Annotated in this window: 19 protein-coding genes; 9 read left to right on the forward strand and 10 right to left on the reverse strand. The window is 65.5% G+C overall.

All coding sequences use genetic code 11. The annotated features are described in order from the left end of the window. Window positions 1-227 precede the first annotated feature (227 nt). A complete protein-coding gene (locus QA649_RS08585; RefSeq protein ID WP_283023791.1) occupies window positions 228-2552 on the forward strand; it encodes a xanthine dehydrogenase family protein molybdopterin-binding subunit in 2325 nt (774 codons plus the stop codon). Window positions 2553-2672: 120 nt separating this feature from the next. On the opposite strand, the gene QA649_RS08590 is transcribed toward QA649_RS08585, so the two are convergent. The 3 genes from QA649_RS08590 to QA649_RS08600 are packed head-to-tail and all read right to left on the reverse strand — an operon-like array spanning window position 2673 to window position 5884. Next, the gene (locus tag QA649_RS08590; protein ID WP_283023792.1) at window positions 2673-3869 is read right to left on the reverse strand and encodes an acyl-CoA dehydrogenase family protein; all 1197 of its coding nucleotides are present in this window, start codon (window positions 3867-3869) and stop codon (window positions 2673-2675) included. A 15-nt stretch (window positions 3870-3884) separates the two neighbouring features. Next, on the reverse strand, window positions 3885-5024 hold the full coding sequence (locus tag QA649_RS08595; protein WP_283023793.1) for an acyl-CoA dehydrogenase: 1140 nt from the start codon (window positions 5022-5024) through the stop codon (window positions 3885-3887). A 5-nt stretch (window positions 5025-5029) separates the two neighbouring features. After that, the gene (locus QA649_RS08600; RefSeq protein ID WP_283023794.1) at window positions 5030-5884 is read right to left on the reverse strand and encodes an enoyl-CoA hydratase; all 855 of its coding nucleotides are present in this window, start codon (window positions 5882-5884) and stop codon (window positions 5030-5032) included. Between the two features lie 250 nt (window positions 5885-6134). On the opposite strand from QA649_RS08600, the gene QA649_RS08605 reads away from it, so the two are divergent. The 6 genes from QA649_RS08605 to QA649_RS08630 all read left to right on the forward strand — a co-directional run bounded on the left by QA649_RS08605 (window position 6135) and on the right by QA649_RS08630 (window position 11464). Further along, window positions 6135-6743, forward strand: coding sequence for a LemA family protein (locus QA649_RS08605; RefSeq protein ID WP_283023795.1), 609 nt, complete (start codon window positions 6135-6137; stop codon window positions 6741-6743). Between the two features lie 138 nt (window positions 6744-6881). Further along, on the forward strand, window positions 6882-7769 hold the full coding sequence (locus tag QA649_RS08610; RefSeq protein ID WP_283023796.1) for a YgcG family protein: 888 nt from the start codon (window positions 6882-6884) through the stop codon (window positions 7767-7769). A gap of 5 nt (window positions 7770-7774) precedes the next feature. Continuing rightward, window positions 7775-8272 carry a TPM domain-containing protein gene (locus tag QA649_RS08615; RefSeq protein ID WP_283023797.1) on the forward strand — a complete coding sequence of 166 codons (498 nt, stop codon included), beginning with the start codon at window positions 7775-7777 and terminating at the stop codon, window positions 8270-8272. A gap of 377 nt (window positions 8273-8649) precedes the next feature. Then, the gene (locus QA649_RS08620) at window positions 8650-9630 is read left to right on the forward strand and encodes a hypothetical protein (RefSeq protein ID WP_283023798.1); all 981 of its coding nucleotides are present in this window, start codon (window positions 8650-8652) and stop codon (window positions 9628-9630) included. Window positions 9631-9723: 93 nt separating this feature from the next. Further along, window positions 9724-11271 (forward strand): hypothetical protein, encoded by a 1548-nt coding sequence (locus QA649_RS08625; protein WP_283023799.1) that lies wholly within the window; start codon window positions 9724-9726, stop codon window positions 11269-11271. Window positions 11272-11299: 28 nt separating this feature from the next. Then, window positions 11300-11464 carry a hypothetical protein gene (locus QA649_RS08630; RefSeq protein WP_283023800.1) on the forward strand — a complete coding sequence of 55 codons (165 nt, stop codon included), beginning with the start codon at window positions 11300-11302 and terminating at the stop codon, window positions 11462-11464. Between the two features lie 70 nt (window positions 11465-11534). On the opposite strand, the gene QA649_RS08635 is transcribed toward QA649_RS08630, so the two are convergent. The 3 genes from QA649_RS08635 to putA all read right to left on the reverse strand — a co-directional run bounded on the left by QA649_RS08635 (window position 11535) and on the right by putA (window position 16713). Beyond that, complete coding sequence (locus tag QA649_RS08635; RefSeq protein ID WP_283023801.1) at window positions 11535-12182, reverse strand: glutathione S-transferase family protein; 648 nt, start codon at window positions 12180-12182, stop codon at window positions 11535-11537. Between the two features lie 210 nt (window positions 12183-12392). After that, the gene (locus QA649_RS08640; RefSeq protein WP_283023802.1) at window positions 12393-13598 is read right to left on the reverse strand and encodes a CoA transferase; all 1206 of its coding nucleotides are present in this window, start codon (window positions 13596-13598) and stop codon (window positions 12393-12395) included. 115 nt (window positions 13599-13713) lie between these two features. Beyond that, window positions 13714-16713, reverse strand: a complete 3000-nt coding sequence (gene putA, locus QA649_RS08645) for a bifunctional proline dehydrogenase/L-glutamate gamma-semialdehyde dehydrogenase PutA (RefSeq protein ID WP_283023803.1) — start codon at window positions 16711-16713, stop codon at window positions 13714-13716. A 114-nt stretch (window positions 16714-16827) separates the two neighbouring features. Between putA and QA649_RS08650 the strand changes: the two genes are divergently transcribed. Continuing rightward, the gene (locus QA649_RS08650; RefSeq protein ID WP_283023804.1) at window positions 16828-17289 is read left to right on the forward strand and encodes an Lrp/AsnC ligand binding domain-containing protein; all 462 of its coding nucleotides are present in this window, start codon (window positions 16828-16830) and stop codon (window positions 17287-17289) included. 170 nt (window positions 17290-17459) lie between these two features. Here the strand turns inward: QA649_RS08650 and QA649_RS08655 are convergent, their stop codons facing one another. From QA649_RS08655 to QA649_RS08670, 4 genes are all read right to left on the reverse strand, one after another. Then, window positions 17460-17660 carry a cold-shock protein gene (locus tag QA649_RS08655; RefSeq protein WP_008563500.1) on the reverse strand — a complete coding sequence of 67 codons (201 nt, stop codon included), beginning with the start codon at window positions 17658-17660 and terminating at the stop codon, window positions 17460-17462. A gap of 208 nt (window positions 17661-17868) precedes the next feature. Continuing rightward, window positions 17869-18177, reverse strand: coding sequence for a cytochrome c (locus QA649_RS08660; protein ID WP_283023805.1), 309 nt, complete (start codon window positions 18175-18177; stop codon window positions 17869-17871). Window positions 18178-18192: 15 nt separating this feature from the next. Next, window positions 18193-19392, reverse strand: a complete 1200-nt coding sequence (locus tag QA649_RS08665; RefSeq protein ID WP_283023806.1) for a molybdopterin-dependent oxidoreductase — start codon at window positions 19390-19392, stop codon at window positions 18193-18195. 326 nt (window positions 19393-19718) lie between these two features. Further along, complete coding sequence (locus QA649_RS08670; protein WP_283023807.1) at window positions 19719-21452, reverse strand: adenylate/guanylate cyclase domain-containing protein; 1734 nt, start codon at window positions 21450-21452, stop codon at window positions 19719-19721. 351 nt (window positions 21453-21803) lie between these two features. Between QA649_RS08670 and QA649_RS08675 the strand changes: the two genes are divergently transcribed. Further along, on the forward strand, window positions 21804-23309 hold the full coding sequence (locus QA649_RS08675) for a glycosyltransferase family 39 protein (RefSeq protein ID WP_283025992.1): 1506 nt from the start codon (window positions 21804-21806) through the stop codon (window positions 23307-23309). Window positions 23310-23368 lie beyond the last annotated feature (59 nt).

The raw sequence follows: 23368 nt of genomic DNA on the forward strand, positions 1-23368 counted from the left end.
CCCATGATGGGTGGGCAAAGCGTAGCGTGCCCACCATTTGCCCGTTGTTGAGAGTGGTGGGCACGGCGCGCGAAGAGCGCGCCTTTGCCCACCCTACGGAATCGCAGATTTAACGGACGGCATGCCGAAATCGTGGATATCCCGCCCAAAACCGCGGCTGGCATGCCCCTGATCGATCCGCTAAAAGGCTGCCCGCAGTTTCGAAAAGACCCTGAGGACCCCACGGAATGAACATTCTTCCCGGCAATTTGCGTTTCGGAGCGGGCCAGCCCGTCAAGCGTTTGGAAGACCAGCGGCTGCTGACCGGGAAGGGGCAATTCATCGACGACAAGCCGGAAGACGGCGCGCTGTGGTTGTACGTGCTGCGCTCGCCGCATGCGCATGCGAAGATCGTCTCGATCGACACCAGCGCGGCGGTCGCGATGCCCGGCGTCACCGCGGTCTACACCGGTGCCGACCTCGTCAAGGACGACATCGGCGCCATCCCGACCTTGAGCATCTTCAAGCGTCCCGACGGCAAGCCGATGACGGTGCCGCCGCGCCGCCTGCTCGCCCATGAGATCGTGCGCTACGCCGGCGAAGCGGTCGCGGCCGTGGTCGCCGCCTCCCGCGCGGAAGCGCAGAGCGCGGCTGAAGCGATCGTGGTCGAATACGACGTGCAGCCCGCGGTGGTCGATCCGGTCGAGGCGGTGAAGCCCGGCGCGCCCGTGGTGTGGCCGGAGGCGCCCGACAACATCGTCGGCGCGATGGCTTACGGCGATGCCGCCAAGGTGGACGAGGCCTTTGCCACGGCTGCGCATACGGTCGCGCTCGATCTCGTCAGCCAGCGTCTCGTGCCTTCCGCGATGGAGCCGCGCTCGACCATTGCCGAGATCGACAAGAAGACCGGCCGTCTCCTCCTGCACGTGCAGTCGCAGACGCCGGCCTCGACCCGCGACGTGCTGGCGGAAGCCGTGCTCAAGCGTCCCAAGGACAGCGTGCGCGTGCTGGTCGGCGACATCGGTGGCGGCTTCGGCCAGAAGACCAACCTCTATCCCGAGGACGGCATCGTCGCCTATGCCGCGACCAAGCTGAACAAGAAGATCCGCTGGCGCGGCGACCGCACCGACGAGTTCGTCGGCGGCACCCACGGCCGCGATCTCACCTCGACGGCATCCTTCGCGCTCGACGAGAAGGGCAAGGTGCTGGCCTATCGCGTCAAGTCGATCGGCTGCACCGGCGCCTATTCCTCGGGCGCGGCCAACATCATTCCGCTGGTGCTCGGCCCGTTCGTGCAGACCGGCGTCTACGACCTGCCGCTGGTGCATTTCGAGGTGCAGTCGGTGATGACCCACACTGCGCCGGTCGGTGCCTATCGCGGCGCCGGCCGTCCTGAAGCGGTCTTCATCGTCGAGCGCCTGTTCGACGCCGCCGCGCGAAAGATCGGCATGGATCCGCGTGCGATCCGCAAAGCCAACTACATCAAGCCGGCGCAGCTGCCCTACACCAACGCGGCCGGGCAGGTTTACGATTCCGGCGCCTTCGCCCACATGCTCGACCGTGCCGTGAAGCTCGCCGACTGGGACGGCTTTGCCGCGCGCAAGAAGGCCGCCAAGAAGAAGGGCATGCTCTACGGCCGCGGGCTCACCTCCTACATCGAATGGACCGGCGGCCGCGCCCACACCGAGAAGGTCAGCCTGCACGCGACCTCGCAAGGGCGCGTGGTGCTGCATTCCGGCACCATGGCGATGGGGCAGGGGCTGCAGACCACCTACACCCAGATGATTTCCGACTCGCTCGGCATTCCCCTCGACAGGATCGACGTCGTCCAGGGCGACACCGATCTCGCCATGGGTTTCGGCAGCGTCGGCTCGCGCTCGCTGTTCGTCGGCGGCACCGCGGTTGCGGTCTCCTCCAACGACCTGATCCAGAAGGCGCGCGAGAAGGCGGCCAACGTGCTTGAGACCTCTATCGAGGACATCGAGTACCAGGGCGGCATGCTCACCGTGGTCGGCACCGACCGCCGCATCAGCCTGTTCGATCTCGCCGAGAAGGAAAGCGGCGCCAAGCTCAGCGTCGATTCCGAAGGCGAGGTCGATGGACCGAGCTGGCCGAACGGCACGCATATCTGCGAGGTCGAGATCGACCCCGAGACCGGGGTGTCCAAGGTCGTGCGCTACACCACCGTCGACGACGTCGGCGTCGCGGTTAACCCGATGCTGGTCACTGGCCAGATCCACGGCGGCGTCGCGCAAGGTATCGGCCAGGCGCTCTACGAAGGCGTCTCGTACGATGCCGACGGCCAGCTCCTCACCGCGAGCTACCAGGATTACTGCATTCCGCGCGCCGACGACGTGCCGCCGATCGTGGTGACGCTCGACGATACCGCGCCCTGCCGCACCAATCCGCTCGGCGCCAAGGGCTGCGGCGAATCCGGCGCCATCGGCGGCCCTCCCTGCGTCACCAACGGCGTGATGGACGCGCTGGCCGAACTCGGCATCACGCAGCTCAACACCCCGCTGACGCCGCAGAAGATCTGGCAGGCGATCAGGGACGCGAAGGCGGCCGGGTAACACTCCCACGTGCACCGTCATTGCGAGCGCAGCGAAGCAATCCAGATTCCGTCCGCGGAAAGATTCTGGATTGCTTCGTCGCAAGGGCTCCTCGCAATGACGGTGGAGAGAGACGTAGCCTCAAATCCCCAGCATCATCTTCGCGATGATGTCGCGCTGGATCTCCGAGGTGCCGCCGAAGATCGTGTACGCCCGGCCGTTGAGATATTCCGGCACCACCGTCAGCATGTCCTCCGGGATCGCCGGTTCGTGGTTGAGCCTGTAGAGCGGGCGCATCGGTTCGACCGCGAGGGCGTCGTGGCCGATCACGTCGACGCCGAGGCGCGTCACGGCCTGGCGGATCTCGCTGTTGCGCAGCTTCAGGATCGACGACACCGCGCCGGGATTCTGTCCGGTCTGCAGCGCCGAGAGCACGCGCAGCTCGGTCATCTCCAGCGCGTCGATGTCGACCTCCACCTCCGAGATGCGCGTTGCGATGTCCGGGCTGTCGATCGCGCGCCCGGTCAAATCGGACGCAGCAAGATCCGCGATCGCCTTCAGCCCCTCGCGCAGCTTGGCCGAGGCGATGCCGGAGCCACGCTCGAACTCCAGCAAATATTTGCCGTAGGTCCAGCCCTTGCCTTCTTCGCCGACGCGATTGGCCACGGGCACGCGCACGTCGTCGAAGAACACCTGGTTGACCTCGTGGTCGCCGCCGATGGTGAGGATCGGCCGCGTCGTGATACCCGGCGTCTTCATGTCGATCAGGATGAAGCTGATGCCGTCCTGTTGGCGCGGCCCGTCGCTGGTGCGCACCAGTGCGAACATGCGGTTGGCATGATGGGCGTGCGTGGTCCAGATTTTTGTGCCGTTGATGATGTAGTCGTCGCCGTCCCGCACCGCGCGCGTCTTCAGCGAGGACAGGTCCGAGCCGGAGCCCGGCTCGGAATAGCCCTGACACCAGTAGTCCTCGCCGGAGAGGATGCGCGGCAGGTAGAAGTTCTTCTGTTCCGGCGAGCCGAAGCCGATGATGACGGGCCCCACCATCTTCACGCCCATCACGTTGACATTCGGTACGCCGGCGCGCGCGGATTCGGTCTCAAAAATCCAGCGCTGCGCCGGCGTCCAGTCCGGTCCGCCATATTCGACCGGCCAGCCCGGCGCGCCCCAGCCCTGCCTGTGCAGCGCGCGCTGCCAGGCCATGCCGATGTCGGGGTCGGAGAACACCGATGGCGTCAGCGCGGTCGCGCGCTTCATCTCTTCGGTGAGGTTTTTCGCAATGAAGCCGCGCACCTCGCTCTGGAAGGCGCGCTCCTCGGCATTGAACGACAAGTCCATGAGGCTCTCCCAGTGTCAGGCCGAGCGGCCGAGCTGCGCGTGGCGGGCATAATGATGCGCGCTGCCGCCGAACAGCGTGTCGAAGGCGACCAGCCGCTTGAAATAGGCGCCGACCTCGAGCTCCTCGGTGACGCCCATGCCGCCGTGAAGCTGGATCGACTGTTCGCCGACGAAGCGCGCGCATTTGCCGATCTTCGCCTTCGCGCCCGACGCGGCCCGCGCCCGTTCGACCGGCGCAGCATCCACCTTCAACGCAGCCCGCAGCGCCATCGAGCGTGACTCGTCGACCTGCATCGCCATGTCGGCGAGGCGATGGCGGATCACCTGGTTGGCCGAGAGCGGCCGGCCGAATTGTTTGCGGATCTTGGTGTATTCGAGCGTGGTGTCCAGCAGCGTCTGCATGATGCCGACGGCTTCCGCACCAAGCGCCGCCATGGCGCGGTCGACGGCCCATTCGATCGCGGGGAGCGCGTCGTGTCCGTCGCCGAGCAGGGCATCCTCTGGCAGATGCACATCCGACAGTTCGATGTTGCAGGCGCGCCCGCCACCAAGGCGGGGATAGTCGCTGATGATAAGGCTTGCCGCCGTCGCCGGGACCAGGAACAGGCCGATCCGCCCCGATGGTCCCTGATGATCATGGAGATGCGCGGAGACGATGAACTCGTCGGCGGCGTGGCCGTCGAGCACGGTGATCTTGTTTCCGGCAAGGCGCCAGCCTTGCGCCGTTTTGTTCGCGGTGGTGGCGACCTTGGCGAGATCGAACCGTGCCGTGCGTTCGGAATGCGCAAAGGCGAGCTTCAGTGAGCCGTCGGCGACCTTGGGCAGGATTCCCTGCTTCTGGGCTGCACTGCCGCATCGCTCGATGAGCGTCGCGCCCAGCACGACCGTTGCCACATAGGGCTCCGACACCAGGCCACGGCCAAAGGCTTCCATCAAGATGCCGATCTCGACCGCGCCGGCGCCGAGCCCGCCGAACTCTTCGGGAATCGGCAGTGCCAACCAGCCGAGCTCGGCAAACTGCTTCCACACATCGGGGCTGTATCCGAGCGGATCACTCGCCATCTTGCGGCGATGGTCCGCATCGTAGCTTTCGGCCACGAAGCGGTCCGCGCTCTCGCGCAGCAGCCGCTGCTCGTCACTGAGGTTCAGGTCCATCGCATCTACTCCGCGGCCGCGGGCGGTTTGCGCACGGAGGGATGCAAGCCGGATGGATCGACGATCATGCCGAACTCCTGGAGATTATGGGCGTGACAGAGCTGATGCAGCGCAAAGGCCTGGTCGATCGCGGCGGGCTGGCCCATCACGTCGACCGAGCGGTTCACCGCCTCCTTGGTCAGCTTCAGCGCGAAGGACGGTTTTGCTGCGATCCGCCGCGCCAGCTCCAGCACGCGCGCCGACAATTCCGCACGCGGCACCACCTGATTGACCATGCCGAGCTGGTGCGCCTCCTGCGCACTCCAGCTGTCGGCGGTGAACAAAAACTCCTTGGCCTTGCGCGCACCCAGCTCCCAGGGATGCACGAACCATTCGACGCCGCAGACACCCATGGTGACGACGGGATCGCAAAACTGCGCATCGTCGCTGGCGACGATGAGGTCACAGGCCCAGGCCAGCATCAAGCCGCCCGCGATGCACTTGCCGTGCACCTCGGCAATGGTCGGTTTGGCCAGGTTCCGCCAGCGCCGGGTGATCTGGAGATATATTTCCTGCTCGCGCGCGAAGCGGCCGTGAGCGTTGGGTTCAGCGAAGCCGCCCCAATTTCCGATCGGCGGGAAATCGACGCCGGCGGTGTTCTTGCCGCCGGGACGAAGATCGTGGCCGGACGAGAAGTGCGGCCCGCTGCCGGCGAGAATGATGACCTTGACCGCATCGTCCTGCACCGCCGCATCGAAGGCGGCGTTGAGCTCGTAGGTCATCTGCAGGTTCTGTGCGTTGCGCGCCTCGGGCCGGTTCATCACGACCCGCGTGATCGCCGGCTCCGGCCTCTCCACGAGGATGGTCTCGAACGAGTTCATCGCGTTCCCCCCCTGGCGTTTTTCGTCTTGTTGCCGAGAGTTGACTATGTCGCCTGCGGATAGGCAAGAGGCTTGCGTCAGTTGGCTGGCGTGCGGGCATCTGCTGCCGTCATTCCGGGGCGATGCGAAGCATCGAATCCGGAATCTCGAGATTCCGGGTTCGCTTCGCGCCCCGGAATGACGGAAGAAATCTCGACACTCGGCGAAGCCCTTCTGGTAGTTTGCACGAGATTCCACCGGGAGAAATTTAATGCGCAAGATCCTCACCGTGCTGGCGGCGCTGGCTTCGCTGAGCCTGACCAATTGCGGCTACAACGCGATCCAGAGCGGGGATGAGCAGATCAAGGCCAACTGGTCCGAGGTCGTGAACCAGTATCAGCGCCGCGCCGATCTCGTGCCCAACCTCGTCAACTCGGTGAAGGGCTTTGCGCAGCAGGAGAAGGACGTGCTGCTTGGGGTTACCAACGCCCGCGCCAAGGTCGGCAGCATCCAGGCAACGCCGGAGGTGCTGAACGACGCCGCAGCGTTCCAGAAATTCCAGGCCGCACAGGGCGAGCTCTCCAGCGCGCTGTCGCGCCTCCTGGTCGTCACCGAGAATTATCCGCAGCTGAAGTCGGACGCCCTGTTCAAGGATCTGATGTCCCAGCTCGAGGGCACTGAGAACCGCATCACGGTGGCGCGCAACCGATACATCAAGGCGGTACAGGACTACAACGTCACCATCCGCTCGTTCCCGACCAACCTCACCGCGATGACGTTCGGCTACAAGGAGAAGCCGAACTTCTCGGTCGAGAACGAGAAGGAAATCTCGACCGCGCCGAAGGTGGATTTCAACCCGGCGCCTGCGCCGTCGAAGTAGCCGCGTTCGATTTTGCGAATGCGCTTCGCCCCACCCACCGCTGTCATTCCCCGCGAAAGCGGGGAATCCAGTACGCCGCGGCTTCTCCGTAGTCCGCCGGCGGCTCTGGGATACTGGATCGCCCGGTCAAGCCGGGCGATGACAGCGGGTGTGTGGTTCATCGTCGCACTTCTCCTCGCCTTCGCATTCCCCGCCTCCGCCGACGTCGCCGTTCCCCAGCTCACCGGCCGCGTGGTCGATCAGACCGGCACGCTCTCCAGCGCCGACATCGCTGCGCTCACGCAAAAGCTGCGCGATTTCGAGACGCGCAAGGGCAGCCAGGTCGCCGTGCTGATCGTGCCGACCACGCAGCCGGAGACGATCGAGCAGTTCTCGATCCGCGTCGCCGAGGCTTGGAAGCTCGGCCGCAAGAAGGTCGACGACGGCGCGATCCTCATCGTCGCCAAGAACGACCGTCACCTGCGCATCGAGGTCGGCTACGGCCTCGAAGGCGCGCTGACCGACGTCACCTCGCGGCGCATCATCGACGAGATCATCACACCGAAATTCAGGACGGGCGATTTTGCCGGCGGCATCACTGATGGCGTCGAGCGCATGATGCGGGTGATCGATGGCGAGCCATTGCCGGTTCCTTCGCCCACCGTGAAATTCGGCAGCCTGGACGACCTCGCGCCGCTCTTCATCGTGACGCTGTTCGCCTCCATCGGGGTGGGCGGGTTCTTCCGTGCCACGCTGGGGCGGTTGCTCGGATCTTTCGTCACCGGAGGCATCATCGCCGCGCTGACCTGGATCATCCTCGGGTCTTTCGCACTTGCCCTCGCGCTGGGTGGTCTCGGCTTCATCATCGGATTCGTCGCTGATCTGTTTTCGGCGATCACGCCGGGCACAGGCCGCTCGCGCGGCGGTTCCTGGTCGAGCGGCTCCTCGTCCGGCGGCTGGAGCAGCGGTTCGTCGTCCAGTGACAGCGGCAGCTTCAGCGGCGGAGGCGGCAGCTTCGGCGGCGGCGGCGCCTCGGGGAGCTGGTAGCGGTCATGAGCATCAAGCGCATTGCCAGACACCTCGTGCAGCATCATTGGCGGGCAAGGCAGATCTTCCCGCAAGCCGCGCTCGACCGCATCGAACGGGCGATCCGGCAGGGCGAGACCACCCATTCCGGCCAGGTCCGCTTCGTCGTCGAAGGTGCGCTCGACGGCCGCCCGCTGTTCCGCAACCAGCCGGCACGCGAGCGCGCGCTCGACCTGTTCTCGCATTTGCGCATCTGGGACACGGCGCACAACAACGGCGTCCTGATCTATCTCCTGCTCGCCGACCGCGACGTCGAGATCATCGCCGACCGCGGCATCGACGCGAAGGTCGGTGCGGCCGGCTGGGAAACCATCTGCCGGGCCATGGAGTCCGAGTTCAGGTCCGGCCAGTTCGAGCGCGGCGTGATCGCCGGCATCGCGGCGGTGTCGCGCGAGCTGGCACGGCACTTCCCGCCGCAGGGCCCGCATGCGAACGAGCTGCCGGATGCACCAGTGGTGATGTGACGGGCTGGTAGAAGGCACTCCGTCATTGCGAGCGCAGCGAAGCAATCCAGGCCGTCCCCGCGGAAAGACTCTGGATTGCTTCGCTGCGCTCGCAATGACGATGTGGAAGCTGCGGGGCCCGACCCTCTCGCCGACACTCCGAGGTGCGAGCGGAGCGGCCCTCAAAGGGCGCCCAGCGTCCATTCCGCGGCCGTTCATCTTGCCCCGATTACAAACTGTTTCACGCCCGCCACATCGGTTCCACGTTCCCGGCCCAATTCAGCCCCGGATGAGTTCCTAAAATTTCGGTAAGCGGGTCCGAAGGTAAGGATTTCGCAAGCAATGAAAGTTACCAAAAGGTCAATCCAGACTGGAGTATTTGAGCCGTGAGCGAACCAATGGCTGAGCAGGCTGCCCAGGATTCCGGTGCTGTCGACGCCGCAGCGCCGCAGGCCGTCGAGGCTGCTGCCGGTATCGACGCCCCCTCGATCGCCCCCGACCACGAAGCGCCGCCGAAGCCAGACCCGATCAAGGTCGAGCCGCCAAGGATCGAGCCACCGCGGATCGACGTGCCGAAGTTCGAAGCCAAGGTCGAGCCGAAGGCTGAAGCAAAGCCCGAGCCGAAGCTCGGCAAGCTCATCGTCATGCCGCCTGCCGACCGCGCCTGGGAACGCGAGGAGTTCGCCCCGCATGTGAAGGCGGACGAGCCACGCGAGGCCGGCAGCAAGCGTCGCCTCTCGGCCATGGCCGCGGTGGTGGCGATCGCGGCCAGCGTCGGTGCGATCAGCGGCGCGCTGGCAACGGCTGGCATGATGCACTTCGCAGCCCCGGCCGCCGCGCCGGTGCAGGTCGCCGATACCAGCGCGCTGGACGCATCCGTCGCGCGGATCGATGCCGACCTCGTCGCGCTCAAGGCGAATGTCGAGCACAGCTCCAAGACCGGCCTCACCCAGTTCAACCGCGCCAATGACCGTCTCGACAAGCTCGAGAAGGCGCAGGCCGAGCCGATGGCGAAGCTGGCAAAGCTGTCCGAGACCGTCGACAAGCTCCGCGCCACGCCGCCTGCCGCTCCCGCGCAGGCCGCCGCGGCGCCCAAGGAGACCACCGGCTCTATCGCGCCGGCCCAGGTTGCGACCGCGGCTGCCGCTCCGGCGCCCGTTCCCGCCGCGCCCAAGACCGAGGTCGGCCGCCTGCCGACGCTCGAAGGCTGGAGGCTGCGCGACGTCGCCAATGGCGGCGCCCTGATCGAGGGCCGCGACGGCCTCTATGAGGTCTATGCCGGCGATCCCATCCCCGGCGTTGGCCGCGTCGATGCGATCCGCCGCCAGGACGGCCGCTGGGTGGTCGTCACCAGCAAGGGCCTGATCGTCGCACGCTAAGCGTTCGATATTCGACTTTGGAAGAGGCGCTTCACCACCATGTGAAGCGCCTTTTTGCTTGAATAGGCGCGCTTGCGCGGTGTTACTTGAGGCATGAGCCGCGCATTGAGAATTCTCGTTGCTGTCGTCGTGTTGTTCGGCGGCGTCATGTCGCTCTCGGCGGCTGAGAACGCGCAGCTGGCGCGCGGCACCGCGATCACCGATCCCGACCTGCTGCGCAAGCTCGACCAGGACGACCAGCTGACGATCTCGCGCCTGTTATGGCCGGAGCGCAACGCGAATTTTCCGCTGACGACCGATCTGCTGTTCGCCTGGCTGCCGCAGCTGAAGGACATTCCGCCCGCGATCGATGCAGAGTTCGATCGCTACATCGCGCAGCAGAAAGTCGCCTTTCCAAGCGAGACCATCGGCGTCGGCGAAGGCGTTGACGTGCAGCTGTTCGATCGGGCCGTGCTGAAATCTCCGAACACGCGTTTCGTGCTGGCCGGCATCGTCAACCGCATGGACCGCGCCTATGTGTCGGAAGAGTCTTGCGGCGAGATGAGGTTGATCTATCGGCTGACGCGTTTCGATGCCGGGCCTGATGGGGCCAAGACGGCGGCGCGGCTGCCGATGACGTTCAATCTGGTGCTGAAGGCCCGCGACGCGCGCCAGACGGATGCGAGCGGCAATCCGGTCAGCTGCGCCGAGGTCGCGCGGCGCTGGCTCGACAATGGCGACTGGCAGGGGCTGATCGGCGGCCGCTTCTATCCTCACGACGCGATGCTCGATCGCATCGAGACCAACATCCAGATCTCGATCGCGCCGAAATCGGCGCTGCACGATTTCCGCTCGGACTATCTGCTCAAGGTCTTCAAGTACAACGCCACGACGAAGACGTTCGAGGAATCGACGCTGGAGAACCAGATCGACCGCGACCGGATCCTTGCCGACAACGATCTCCGGCGCGATTTCAAGTCCTGGCTGCTCGCGCCGGAAAATCTCCGCGAGTTCGATCGCGGCACAGTGCTGATCCCCGAGAAATTCCTCGCCAAGGCCGCGGTCGTGCCGACGCCGACCGGCCTCGATGCTTCGCCGTTGCAGCCGGAGTTCGGCATGATGCAAAGGGAAGGAAAAGGGGAGGGCAAGGACAATCCGGTCTTCACCGACGACGACGTGGTCGGCGCGCTGAAGCAGGCGGCCGCGCGCGGTGACTTGCAGAACATCCGCTCGGTCGCGGGCTTCCAGCGCCGCCTCAACGACGTCACCTGCGCCGGCTGCCACCAGACCCGCGGCATCGGCGGCTTCCATTTCCCGGGCGTCGACTGGCTCGCCGACAAGCCGTCCAATTCCACCATCGTGCCGGCCTCGCCGCATTTTGTCGGCGACCAGGTGCGCCGCCGCGACATCCTGACCGCGTTCGCCGCGGGCAAACGCCCTGATTTCTCACGCGGATTTGCCAGCCGGCCGCAGACTCGCGGCAGCGCGGAGCTGGCCGGCACCGAATATCAGGACGGCTGGGGCGCGCATTGTTCCCTGCAAGATGCGGGATCGGGAACGCGGGACGCGAGTTTTACGTCATGGAGCTGTGCTACAGGCTTGACCTGTCAGGCTGCCGCGGCCTCGCGCCGCATCGGCATGTGCTTCATCAAGACGCGTTAGGCCGCCTCCAACCTGGTTTGGATGACCCATGACGGACACGAGCGAAGCCAACAAGATGCGCAATCGCGAGATCGCGCGCAATGAGGAAGCCAAGCAGATCACCGGCAGCGCTCGCGTCAGCATCTGGGCGGTCGCGGTGGTCGTAATCGTCGGCGGCATCCTGTTCACGCTCGGCTGGCTGGCGCTGAGGTAAGCCGCGCAAACTCTTTCGAGCGAAGCTCGCCGCGCCCCCGTAAGAACGGGAGAGGGAGAAGAAAGAGTGCTCACTTCGCGTAATTCGTCATCCGCTTTCCCGGCAGCAGCTCATAGGCCGGCATCCAGCCGGGCAGTGCGGCCATGCGGCCAAGCCAGGCGTGGATGGCGGGATGACCTTGTGCGAAATCAAAGCCGTGCTCATCGCTCGGATAATGCAGATAGGCCATCATCGAGATATCGGCGACCGTCGGCTTGGCTCCGATCGCGAAGGCGTTCTGCTGGAGATGTCCGTCGAGAATGCCGAGGAAATCGTCGAGCCGCCGGCGGAAATGCTTCAGCACCTGCGGATCGTTTTTCTCGGTGAAGGCGCGCATGAAGCGGTAGGTCGCCATGTAGCCGGTGAGCTTGTGGTTGTCCCAGAACAGCCAGCGCAGCAGCTCGAACTTCTCCTCCTCCGTCTCGGCGCCGAAACGGCCGTATTGTTCGGCGAGCTTGAGCAGAAGCGGCGCGGTCTGCGTCATCTTCACGCCGTCCACTTCGAGCACGGGAATTTCGCCCATCTCGTTGACGGCCTTGCGCCATTCCGCGGTGCGGGTGACGCCGCCGCCAAAGTCGGTCCACACCGGCTCGAACGCTTCGCCGCAAAGCGTCAGCATCAACGCCAGCTTGTAGCTGTTGCCGGATTCGGGGAAGTAGTGCAGGCGATAGAGGGGCATGGGACCTCGCAGCGATGGCAGTTGTGAAGGCAAGCTATCACGTCATCGTCGTCCCGGCGAAGGCCGGGACCCATAACCACCGAACGTGATTTGGCGAAGACTCGGAGTGACCAGCTTCGTGCGACAACTTCCTTTCTGGGATATGGGTCCCGGCCTGCGCCGGGACGACGGCGGTGTGTGTCGCGAGCGTGGCCTGCCTTACGCCGTGACCTACCCCACCGCTCCCGAACCCCGCAGCTGCTTGATCGCCGCCTCGTCGTATCCCGCCCCGCGCAAAATCTCGTCACTGTGTTCGCCCACGGCGGGCGGCTTGCGCGGCTGGACTTTTTTGACGCCGTCGATCCAGATCGGGCTGTTGATGGTGAGCATGGTGTCGTTCTCGAACGGGACCAGCACCTCGTTGTCGAGCATCTGCTTGTCGTTCGGGATGTCGTCCAGAATGGCGACGACGCCGAACACGAGGCCATTGCCGTCGAGGATTTTTCGCCATTCGGAGAGATCCCTGGTGGCGAAGGTCTCGTCCAATATCTTGATCAGCTCGACCGAGCGAGCATGACGGTCGGCCTTGGTGGCGAAGCGGGGATCATTGATCAGGTCTTCGCGTCCGAGGCATTTGGTCAGCGTCGGAAACTGCTTCTCCTCGTTCAGCAGCGACAGGATCAGCCAGCGGCCGTCCTTGCACTGGTAGTGGTTGGCGACCGCGTTCAGCGCGCGCTCGCGCGGTCGCCGCTCGCTGAACTTGGCGCCGCAGAGCTTTGCCTGTGCCAGCACGCTCGCCGCCCACACCCCGTTCGCCATCAGATTGGAGGCGACATGCGAGCCCTTGCCGGTCCTCTCGCGCTGATACAGCGCGGTGACGATGGCGCTGTACAGCGCCATGGCGCAGGGGTGGTCGCCCATGCCGGCGACCGATCGCGCCGGCGTGGTATCGATGTCGGCGCGGACAAGGTCCATCAGGCCGGAACGCGCCCAATAGGCGTTGCTGTCGAAGCCGGGCTTGTTGGCTTCCTCGCCCTTCTCGCCATAGCCGGTGAAGGAGGCGTAGATCAGCCGGTCGTTGAGATGGGCGAGATGGTCGTAGGTGATGCCGAGCTTGGTGCGGACAGGCGGCGGCATGTTGGTGATGAAGACGTCGGCCTCTTCCACCAGCTTGTAGAGCACGGCCTGCGCCTCCGGCTTTGCGAGGTCGAGCGCGATGCTCTTCTTGTTGCGGGCCTCGAGCAGCCAGGCGAAATTGTGCTCGCCGGTGGGATAGCCGGGTAGGTTGGGCAGATTGCGATAGGGGTCGCCAGCGCCGGGCGGCTCGATCTTGATGACGTCGGCGCCGAAATCCGACAGCACGGTCGCGGCCGCGGGCGCTGCGATGAAGCTCGCGCAGTCCAGAACCTTCAGCCCCGCAAAAATGCCCTTGTCCATCGCGGCGTTGCTCCCTCGCTCTTGTCGTTTCCCGTGCGCTGGAATTCGCGCAGGCCAAGTCTGGCAGCATTAGACCGATGTTTCGGCGGGATGCAACGGCGCCAGGCGCAGGGCTTCACTCCTCCCCCGCAAGCAACGCAGCGTTGCCGCCCGCTGCCGCGGTGTTGATCGTCACGGTCTGCTCGGTCGCAAAGCGTGCGAGATAGTGCGGGCCGCCGGCCTTGGGGCCGGTTCCGGACAGGCCGTTGCCGCCGAACGGCTGCACACCGACGACGGCGCCGATCATGTTGCGGTTGACGTAGATGTTGCCGACCTGGACGCGTTCGATGATGGCTTCGATGGTGTCGTCGATGCGGGAGTGGACGCCGAGCGTCAGCCCGTAGCCGGTTCGTTCGATCGCCTGAAGCACGCGGCCGAGGTTCTCGGCGCGATAACGGACCACATGCAGGATCGGGCCGAACACCTCCTCGGTGAGCTGACTGGCGTCCCTGAGCTCGAAAATGTGCGGGGCGACGAAGCAGCCCTCGGGCGCGGAGCCGGCAAAGTGCAGCCGCGCCTCGGTCTTCATCCGTGCGATATACGCATCGAGGCGTTGCTTGGCCTCAACGTCGATTACCGGCCCGATATGGGTCGCGACATCTGCGGGGTCGCCGATCTTCAATTCGCGCGCCGCGCCCGCGATCATCTCGATCATGCGGTCGGCGACGTCCTCCTGCACGAACAACAGCCGCAGCGCCGAGCAGCGCTGGCCGGCGGAGCGGAACGCGGAGGTCACGACATCGTCGGCGACCTGCTCGGGCAGCGCGGTCGCATCCGCGATCATGGCGTTGATGCCGCCGGTCTCGGCGATCAGCGGGACGATCGGCCCGTCCTTGCCCGCGAGCGTCCGGTTGATGCTGCGCGCGACCTCGGTCGAGCCGGTGAAGACGACGCCGGCGATATCCCGGTGCGCGGTGAGCAGCGCGCCGATGCGGCCGTCCCCGGTGACGAGATGCAGCGCGCTCCTGGGAATGCCGGCCTCGTGCAGCAGGGCGACCGCCTCGCGCGCGATGCGCGGTGTCTGCTCGGCAGGTTTTGCGACGACACTGTTGCCGGCCATCAGCGCCGCCGTGACCTGGCCGAGGAAAATGGCCAGTGGAAAATTCCAGGGCGAGATCGCGACGAAGACGCCGCGGCCGCGCAGGCCAAGCGCATTGCTCTCGCCGGTCGGGCCCGGCATGGCGGCCTCAACGCCGAACAGTTTTCGGCCCTGCGCAGCATAATAGCGGCAGAAGTCGGCGGCCTCCCGCAGCTCGGATAAAGCGTCGTCGAGCGTCTTTCCGCCCTCGCGCTGGAGCAGCGCGATGAAATGAGCGCCGCGGCTCTCCAGCAGATGCGCAGCCTGCTCCAGGGCCGCCGCACGTGTGCCCGCAGGCGTCCGGCTCCAGGCGATAAAACCGGCGCGGCTTGCTGCGACCGCTGCGTTGGCCTGCTCAGGCGTTGCGTCAGCGATCGGCTTGAGATCGATCGCCCCGGCCTTCACCGCCGTCAGCAACTGATCGAGCGCGGCACGCGCGCCGAACTCGACGCCGCGCGAATTGCGCCGCTCCGGCGCGAACAGATCGCACGGCAACGGAATTCTGGGATGCGCCGCCGCTTGCGGCCGCACGATCGCGTCTGCCGGACGCTGCAGCAGCGCCGACATGGGTACGCGATAATCGGCGGCCTGCGCCACGAAGGATGAGTTCGCGCCGTTCTCCAGCAGCCGCCGCACCAGATAGGCCAGCAGGTCGCGATGGCTGCCGACCGGCGCATAGGTGCGGTAGGCGATATCAGGGTGGTCCTTGGCAAGCTGCTCGTAGAGCGCTTCGCCCATGCCGTGCAGGCGCTGGAATTCGAAGCCGCTGCTGCCCCCGGCCATCTCGAGCACGGTCGCGACCGTCAGCGCGTTGTGGGTGGCGAATTGCGGGAAGATGCGCGGCCGCAAGGCCAAAAGCTTCGTCGCGCAGGCGACGTAATTCAGATCCGTCATCGCCTTGCGCGTGAACACGGGATAGCCGTCGAGCCCGCGCTCCTGCGCGCGCTTGATCTCGGTGTCCCAATAGGCGCCCTTGACCAGCCGTACCATCAGCTTGCGGTGGTGCGCGCGGGCGAGCGCATCGACGTAGTCGATCACCGCGCTGGCGCGCTTCTGATAGGCCTGGATCGCGAGGCCAAAGCCGTCCCAGTCCTTGAGCGAGGGATCGGCGAGCGTTGCCGCGATCACGTCGAGCGACAGCTCCAGCCGGTCGGCCTCCTCGGCATCGACGGTGAAGTTGAGATCATGCGCCTTGGCGCGCTGCGCGAGGTCCAGCAGCAGCGGCACCAATTCGGCCATCACGCGGTCGCGGCTGATCGCCTCGAAGCGCGGATGCAGCGCCGAGAGTTTTACGGAGATGCCCGGCCGGTCGGGCAGGGGATGATCGCCTGCCGCCTTGCCGATCGTTTCGATCGCACTGGCATAGGCATCGAAATAGCGCTTGGCGTCCGCCGCCGTGCGCGCGCCTTCGCCGAGCATGTCGAAGGAATAACGCGGCTTCTGGCCGGAGCGCGGGCGTCCCCGCTCCAGCGCTTGCTCGATGGTCTCGCCCAGCACGAAATGATTGCCCATCAGCCGCATCGCCTGGCGCGTGGCGGTGCGCACCGCCGGCGCGCCGAGCCGCTTCACAAGACGGCCGATGGTGCCGTCGGGCGTCTCGCCGGGCTGGATCACCCGCGCCGACAGGCCAAGCGCCCAGGCCGAGGCGTTGACCAGGAACGCCGTGGACTTGGTCTCGTGATGGATGAAGTCGCCCTCGCCGAGCTTGTCCTCGATGAACTGGTCGGCGGTGCGCGCGTCAGGCACGCGCAGCAGCGCCTCGGCCAGCACCATCAGCGCGAGGCCCTCCTTGGTCGACAGCGCGAACTCCCGCAGCATGTCCTCGACGCCGCCGAGCCGGTCGTCGCGCTTGCGGATCGCCTCGATCAGCCGCGTCGCGGTGCGGTCGATCCGCGCCTCCTGCGGCGGGGCCAGATGCGAGGCCGGCAGCAGCCGTGCGGCGATCTCGGCATCATCGGGGGCGTAGGGGGCGGTGAAGGGCGGCGGAATGTTCGGCATGGCGTGTCCTGTGGCTCAAATCCAGGATAAGGGCCGCGCTACCGTAGTTCGATAGACAAATTAGCGATTTTGCCTTAGAAAATGAAGTCAGATATAACATCTACAAGATAAAATATGGAACTGGATCGAATCGACCGGAAGATCCTCTCGATTTTGCAGGAAGATGGACGCATCGCCAATGTCGAGCTCGCCGAACGCATCGGCCTGTCGCCGACCTCGATCGGCGAGCGGCTGAAGCGCCTGCAGCGTAAGGGCTTTGTCGAGGGCTACGGCGCGCGGCTCAATCCGCACCGGCTCGGTCTCGGCTTGCTCGTGTTCGTCGAGGTCCTGCTCGACAAGACCACGCCCGACAATTTCGAGCGCTTTGCGCGCGCGGTGAAGCTCGCTCCTGAAGTGCTGGAGTGTCACATGGTTGCCGGCGGCTTCGACTATCTTGTGAAGGCGCGGCTTGCTGACATGACCGCCTATCGACGCTTCCTCGGCGAGACGCTGCTGTCGATGCCGGGCGTGCGCGAGACGCGGACCTATGCGGTGATGGAGGAGATCAAGCGCGACGCACCGTTGCCGGTGGGTTAGCGAAGTGCCGTCGCGATTGTCATTGCCGTGGCGTTGAATGAGCGGTCTTCGCGGGAAAATAGCCCTCCGTGTGCAGTCGCAACGCCTGTCGTCGAATGCACTGGCCGTCTTCAAAATTTTTTTGGCCTCGCTCCCGGAAGCGGTCCGGGAGGCAGCAAATGCTGGCGGGCTTATACTTTGAGGTTCTCTGCGGAGGTCTTGCCCCGGTTTGCGATCTCTTCGTATTCAACCGTCTGTCCCTCGTTCAGGGTCGACAGACCGGCCTTCTGCACTGCCGAGATATGCACGAACACATCCTTGCCTCCCGACGCAGGCTGGATAAATCCATAACCCTTCGTCGGGTTGAACCACTTGACCGTACCTTTAGCCATCACGACTTCTCCGCGGGTCTTCCTCCGAGATCTCGAACCGCCAGTCCCCGCCAACCGGCCGGTTCGGTCCTAACAGGATACGCGGAATGTGGCAGGCTTGGTAGCTCAAACCACATCCGCCTTTTGCCGAATTCCGCTCAACTTCGCGGCGTTTTTGCCGGTTTTGCCCGTTTCGCGGTCAATCGGCCCGCGCGCCGCGTCGCGTCCGTCAATAAGTCGCGGCCAGATAATCGACGATCTTGCCGACATCGGCGTCGTCGATCGGTGCGCCATAGACCTTGATCATCTTGGTCACCTCGGCCTGCCAGAAGCCCTTCTTGTCCTTCATCGGCGGCTGGGTGTTGATGTAGTCGGACGAGTGGCAGGCGGTGCAATTGCCCTGCACCACCTCGAGATTGGGCCCGGGCTTGAACGCGGCGACCTCGTCGGGGGTCTTGTAGTTGACCGGCGCTGCGAGCGCCGAACCCACTGCGGCGGCGAGGGCGAGCGAGGCGGCTAGGAGAACGGTGCGCTGCATGATCATTTCTCCCCCTCAGGCCACACTGACGCGGACGGTTTCGACGACGTTGCGCAAATAACCCGCCGGGTTCCAGCGCGGCGTATCCGGCTGGGTCTCGCCGCCATTGCCGGTGGCGCGGACCTTGAGCTCGACGGCGCCGGCCGCGAGCTTCACCGGCAGCTTCCATTCGCGGAAAGCGTATTTGCCGAGGTCCTTGCCGAGCTTCGCGCTCGCCCAGGTCTTGCCGCCGTCGGTGGAGACCTGAACATCCTTGATGCCCTTGCCGCCGTCGAAGGCGATGCCGCGCAGAGTCACAGTCCCCGCCTTCAGCTTGGCGCCATCGGGCACGCTGGTGATGAAGGAGCGGATGGTGAAGCGGTTGATCGGGATCGTCGCCTTCGGCGCGGTTCCCGGCTCGATCGCATTGTTCGGCGTATCGGGAATGCGATAGGCCGACTTCATCCAGAAGCCGTCATAGACGCTGTCGATGACGGTGATCTCGTTGAGGTGCTTGACCCAGTAGGTGCCGTAATAGCCGGGCACGACCAGGCGCAGCGGAAAGCCGTTGAGGAACGGCAGATCCTCGCCGTTCATGCCATAGGCCAGCATCACCTCGCCGTCGGTGGCGTGATCGATATCGAGCGCCTTGATGAAGTCGGGCGTCTTGTCGCTGACTGGGCCGTCCATGCCGTTGAACGTCACCTGCTTGGCACCGGCCTGCACGCCCGCCATCTCCAGCACGGCCTTGAGCGGCACGCCGCGCCAGCGTGCGCACCCCATCGCGCCATTGGCGAGCTGGCCGCCGGCGACGCGCGGCTCGAAGAAGCCGCGGCTGTTGCCGGAGCACTGGTTGACGGCGACGATCTCGGTCGCCTTCATCTTCCTGATGTCTTTCAGCGACAGCTTGAGCGGCTTGTCGACCTTGCCCTTGACCTCCAGCGTGAACTTGTCGGGGTCGAGATTGTAGGGCAGGTCGGAGAGGTGGTAGCGCACGAAGAAGGCGTTGTTCGGCGTCAGCGGCCCGTCGTTGAACACCGCAAATGGCGTCTCGAGCTGCGGCGGCCGGCTGGTGAGCCCGATCATCGGCCGCTTCTGCGGATATTTCACCAGCGGACGTTCGCCATTGACGAAGGGCAGGGTGACGGTGTCCAGGGCCAGCGCCTTGGTGGAATTCAGTGTGGCCGCCATAGCGGCAAGCCCCGCTCCTTTGAGCAGGTCGCGTCGATCGAACATGTGGTCTCCTCCCGGAGCTTATCGTTGGACCAGCGGTCATCATCGCGATCCCGCGCTCATCTGTCGCAACGACTCGGATGAAGTCAATTCGTGCTTTCGCAGCAAGCCCATGCCGCTGCATTGCAGCAAGCCGGTGTTACGCTTGTAACGAGATTGAGCCGAGCTATAGCCGCAGCTGCGGTGCACCTCTCCCGCTTGCGGGAGAGGTCGGCGCGCAGCGCCGGGTGAGGGCTTTCTCCTCTAGGGGACTGCCCCGTTGCGGAGACACCCTCTCCCCAGCCCTCTCCCGCGAGCGGGAGAGGGAGCGCACCGCCTTCGTGGATGTCTTAAGCCGCCACCAGCGCGCCGCGATCGACCAGCACCGCCAGCTCCCTCGCATCCGCGACCACGCGCACCGCCATCGGCTCGTCGCGGCCGCGGATCGCGACCTCCTGCTGCGGCAGGGCGTCGTCGGCAAGGCCGGCGGTGCGGCGCACTTCCTCGGAGACGATCGCCTCGCAGGCGAGGGTCTTGGTCATGTCCTGGAGGCGCGCGGCGACGTTGACGGCGTCGCCGAGGGCGGTGAAGACGATGTGATCGCGGTAGCCGATGTCGCCGATGATGACCTCGCCGCCGTGAATGCCGATGCCGAAGCGGATCGGCTCGCGCAGATCGTGGCTGAGGAGCCGGTTCAACTCGTCGATGTTTGCGGCGAGGCTGCTGGCAGCCTTCAGCGCCTGGCGGCAGGCCTCTTGCGGATCCGCCGACAGCCCGAACAGCGCCAGCATGCCGTCGCCGACGAACTGGTTGGGCTGCCCGCCATTCGCGATCACGGCCTGCGACACCGCGCCGAGGAAACGGTTGACGATGAAGACGGTGTCGAACGGCAGCCGCTTCTCGGCGAGCTGCGTCGAGCCGCGCATGTCGACGAACAGGCTGACGAGATAGCGCTCCTGACCAATGCGCGCCGGCGTCGTGGCCTGCCCGTCCGCTGCATGTGTATGGGGCGTGAAGAGCTGGAAGAACGAGAGGTCGCATTCCGGACGCAGCTGGCACGCCAGCCGGATCGACGGATCGGCGGTGCCGACACGGGCCAGCACGAAGGCCTCGCGCTGCGACGGCTGGGGCAGGGCGCCATGGTCGCCGATGACGCGGATGCGGCAGGTCGAGCAGCGGGCGCGGCCGCCGCAGACGCTGGCATGCGGCACGTTGTGGCGCAGGCTCGCCTCCAGCACGGAGAGGCCTTTTGGCACGCGCACCGTCTTGCCGTTGCCATAGGACAACGCGATCATGCCGCCGCGCCGCTCACGCCAGGCCCGCACGCCGCGCGCCGCCAGCGCCAGTCCCAGCAATCCGAAATAACCGGCGGTGAGGCCGCCGGCGATGCGGTCGAGCGTATTGGCTTCGGCGACCGAGCCGAGCTGGCGGCGCGTGAGATTGTGGGTACGCCATTCGCCGTCGTCGGCATCCAGCATGACGCTGCGGCCGCCCTGGTAGATTCCGAGCAGCGACAGCGTCGGGATCAGCACGGCGGCCGCGAGCAGATAGGGCGCCGCGCGCGCGAAGAACGGCTTCAGCCGAAGCCAGAAATAGATGCCGATGCAGCCGTGCATCCAGGCGATCAGGAGCAGGATCGTCATTTGCCAGAGCCGGCCGGGCGCGCCGATGAAGAACAGATGGAGCTCCTGCGGATAGTGCTTCTGGTGTCCGTACAGCGTCTGGCCCAGCCGCACACCGATCACATGCGCCATGACGAGGGCCGGGATGCTCAGTCCCAGCACGAGCTGCAATGGCTCGATGGTCTTCCAGCGGAACTGCCGGCGCTGATACAGCGCGTAGACGCCGAGCCCCATATGGGTCAGCGCCGCCGTGTAGAACACGATCGCGACAGGCAGGAACTGCCAGAACAGCATGTGGTAGTAGACACCGGCCTCCATGGCGTCGACCGAGATGTTGCCGAGCGCATGGTTCAGGAAATGGCTGACCACATAAGAGAACAGGATGATGCCGCAGACGAGCCGCACCTGCCGCACGCTGGTGGCGCGGACGAGTTCGGGCATATGGACGGGAGCGGTGGCCATGATTCGGTTGTATCAGTTCATCAAGGAGAACAGCCAGCCTAGCGTTTAATTCCGCCCGCGGACAGATTGGCCGATCACATGCGCGGCAAGGTTACGCAACGGTAAGTATCGTAGGGTGGGCAAAGCGGAGCGTGCCCACCATTGGAAGTGGTGGGCACGGCGCCAGAGCGCCTTTGCCCACCCTACGAGTCTGCCCGGAACGGCAGACACCGACCGCAACGCCCCCCTACATTGACTCCCCCTCCCAAGTCGGGGAAAAGCGCGGCCGTGACGATCGCTCCCGACATCTCCGCGAAGCCAGACGGCGCCGAGCGCCGGCTCATCCTTGTTGCCGTGCTGATCATCGCGGCGATGACCGCGCTTCGCATCGTTTACGCCTCCGCGATCGAGCTGCGCACGGATGAAGCCTATTACTGGACCTGGTCGAAGGAGGCTGCGCTCAGCTTCCTCGATCATCCCCCGGGGATCGCCTGGCTGATCCGTTTCGGAACCGCGATCTTCGGCGACACCACGCTCGGCGTCCGCTTCGGCGGCATCGTCGCGATGCTGGTGACGCAGCTGCTGCTCGCCGACATCGTCCGCCGCCTCACGCACGACATTCGCGCGGTCGTATTCGCCGTGCTGATGTCGGAGGCCGCGCTCTATTACGGCCTGCTGATGGCCAAGGTCGCGCCTGATGTCGCCATGATCCCGTTCGCGGTGGCGATGATATGGTCCCTGGTGCGGCTGGCGCAGAGCGGCGACGGCCGCTGGTGGCTGGCGGCCGGCCTGTTCGCTGGCCTCGCGATGCTGTCGAAATTCACCGTGGTCATGTTCGCGCCGGCGGTTGCCGCCTTTCTGCTGGTGCCGGACTGGCGCTGGCGCTGGTTGCGCAGCCCTTATCCCTATCTCGCGGTGCTGGTCGCGCTCGCTGTGTTCTCGCCGGTGCTGATCTGGAACGTGCAGCACGACTGGGCTTCGATCCGCTTCCAGGGCGTGCGCGCCACCACCAATTACGGCATCTCGCTGCGCACGGTCGGCGACTACATCGGCCTGCAATTCGGCCTCGTCGGCTTTGTCATGCTGCCGGTGGTGCTGACGGGCCTGGTGATGACCGCATGGCGCGGCTATCGCACGCGCGAGCCGGTTGCGATCCTGCTGTCGACTGCGGTGCTGGTGCCGTTTCTCTATTTCCTGGTGAAATCGCTGACGCTGCGGGTCGGCGACACCTGGCCGATGTTCATGTGGCCGGTCGGCTTTGCGGCTGCGGCCGTGAACCTGGTCATGCTGCCGCGTGAAAAATGGTCGGCGCGGATGATCCGGTCGAGCCTGTTCTGGGCGAAGACGGCGATCGTCTCGGGCACCGCCTTCGTCGTCATCGTGTTCCTCTATTACGTCGCGGCCCCCTGGAATCTGCTCGGCAAGATCGATCCGATCGGTGCGGAGGCCGGCTACGAGCAGGTCGCGGCGCGCGCGCAGGCCGCCCTCGACGAAACAGGCGCGACCTGGATCGCGACCACGGACTATCGCACCTACGCCATGATGCGCTGGCTGTTCCGGGGCCGCGTGCCCGTCATCGAGATCAACGAGCGCGGCCGCTTCCAGGATTTTGCCGATCCGGGCATGGACAAGATCAGGGGACATGCCGGCATCTATGTCGGCCGTGTGCCGGACAACCGTTCGCCGCAGTGGGAGAATATCCCGGCGAAACGCGAGCCGCTCGGCGAAGTCGAGCGCCGCTGGCGCGGCGTTGTGACGGATACCTATGTGATCGAAAAGCTCTCCGGCTGGACCCCGGAGCTGTCGCCGCCGAAGGACTCGCCGCTGTTTTGGTGGCGCGTGCTGGCGGGGGAATTCGAGAAGCGGGCGCGTGCCTAGCGCGCCTTCTCTTACCCTCCCCTGGAGGGGGAGGGTCGATCGCGCGAAGCGCGAGCGGG

The organism is Bradyrhizobium sp. CB1717 (assembly GCF_029714325.1).
Lineage (GTDB): Bacteria > Pseudomonadota > Alphaproteobacteria > Rhizobiales > Xanthobacteraceae > Bradyrhizobium.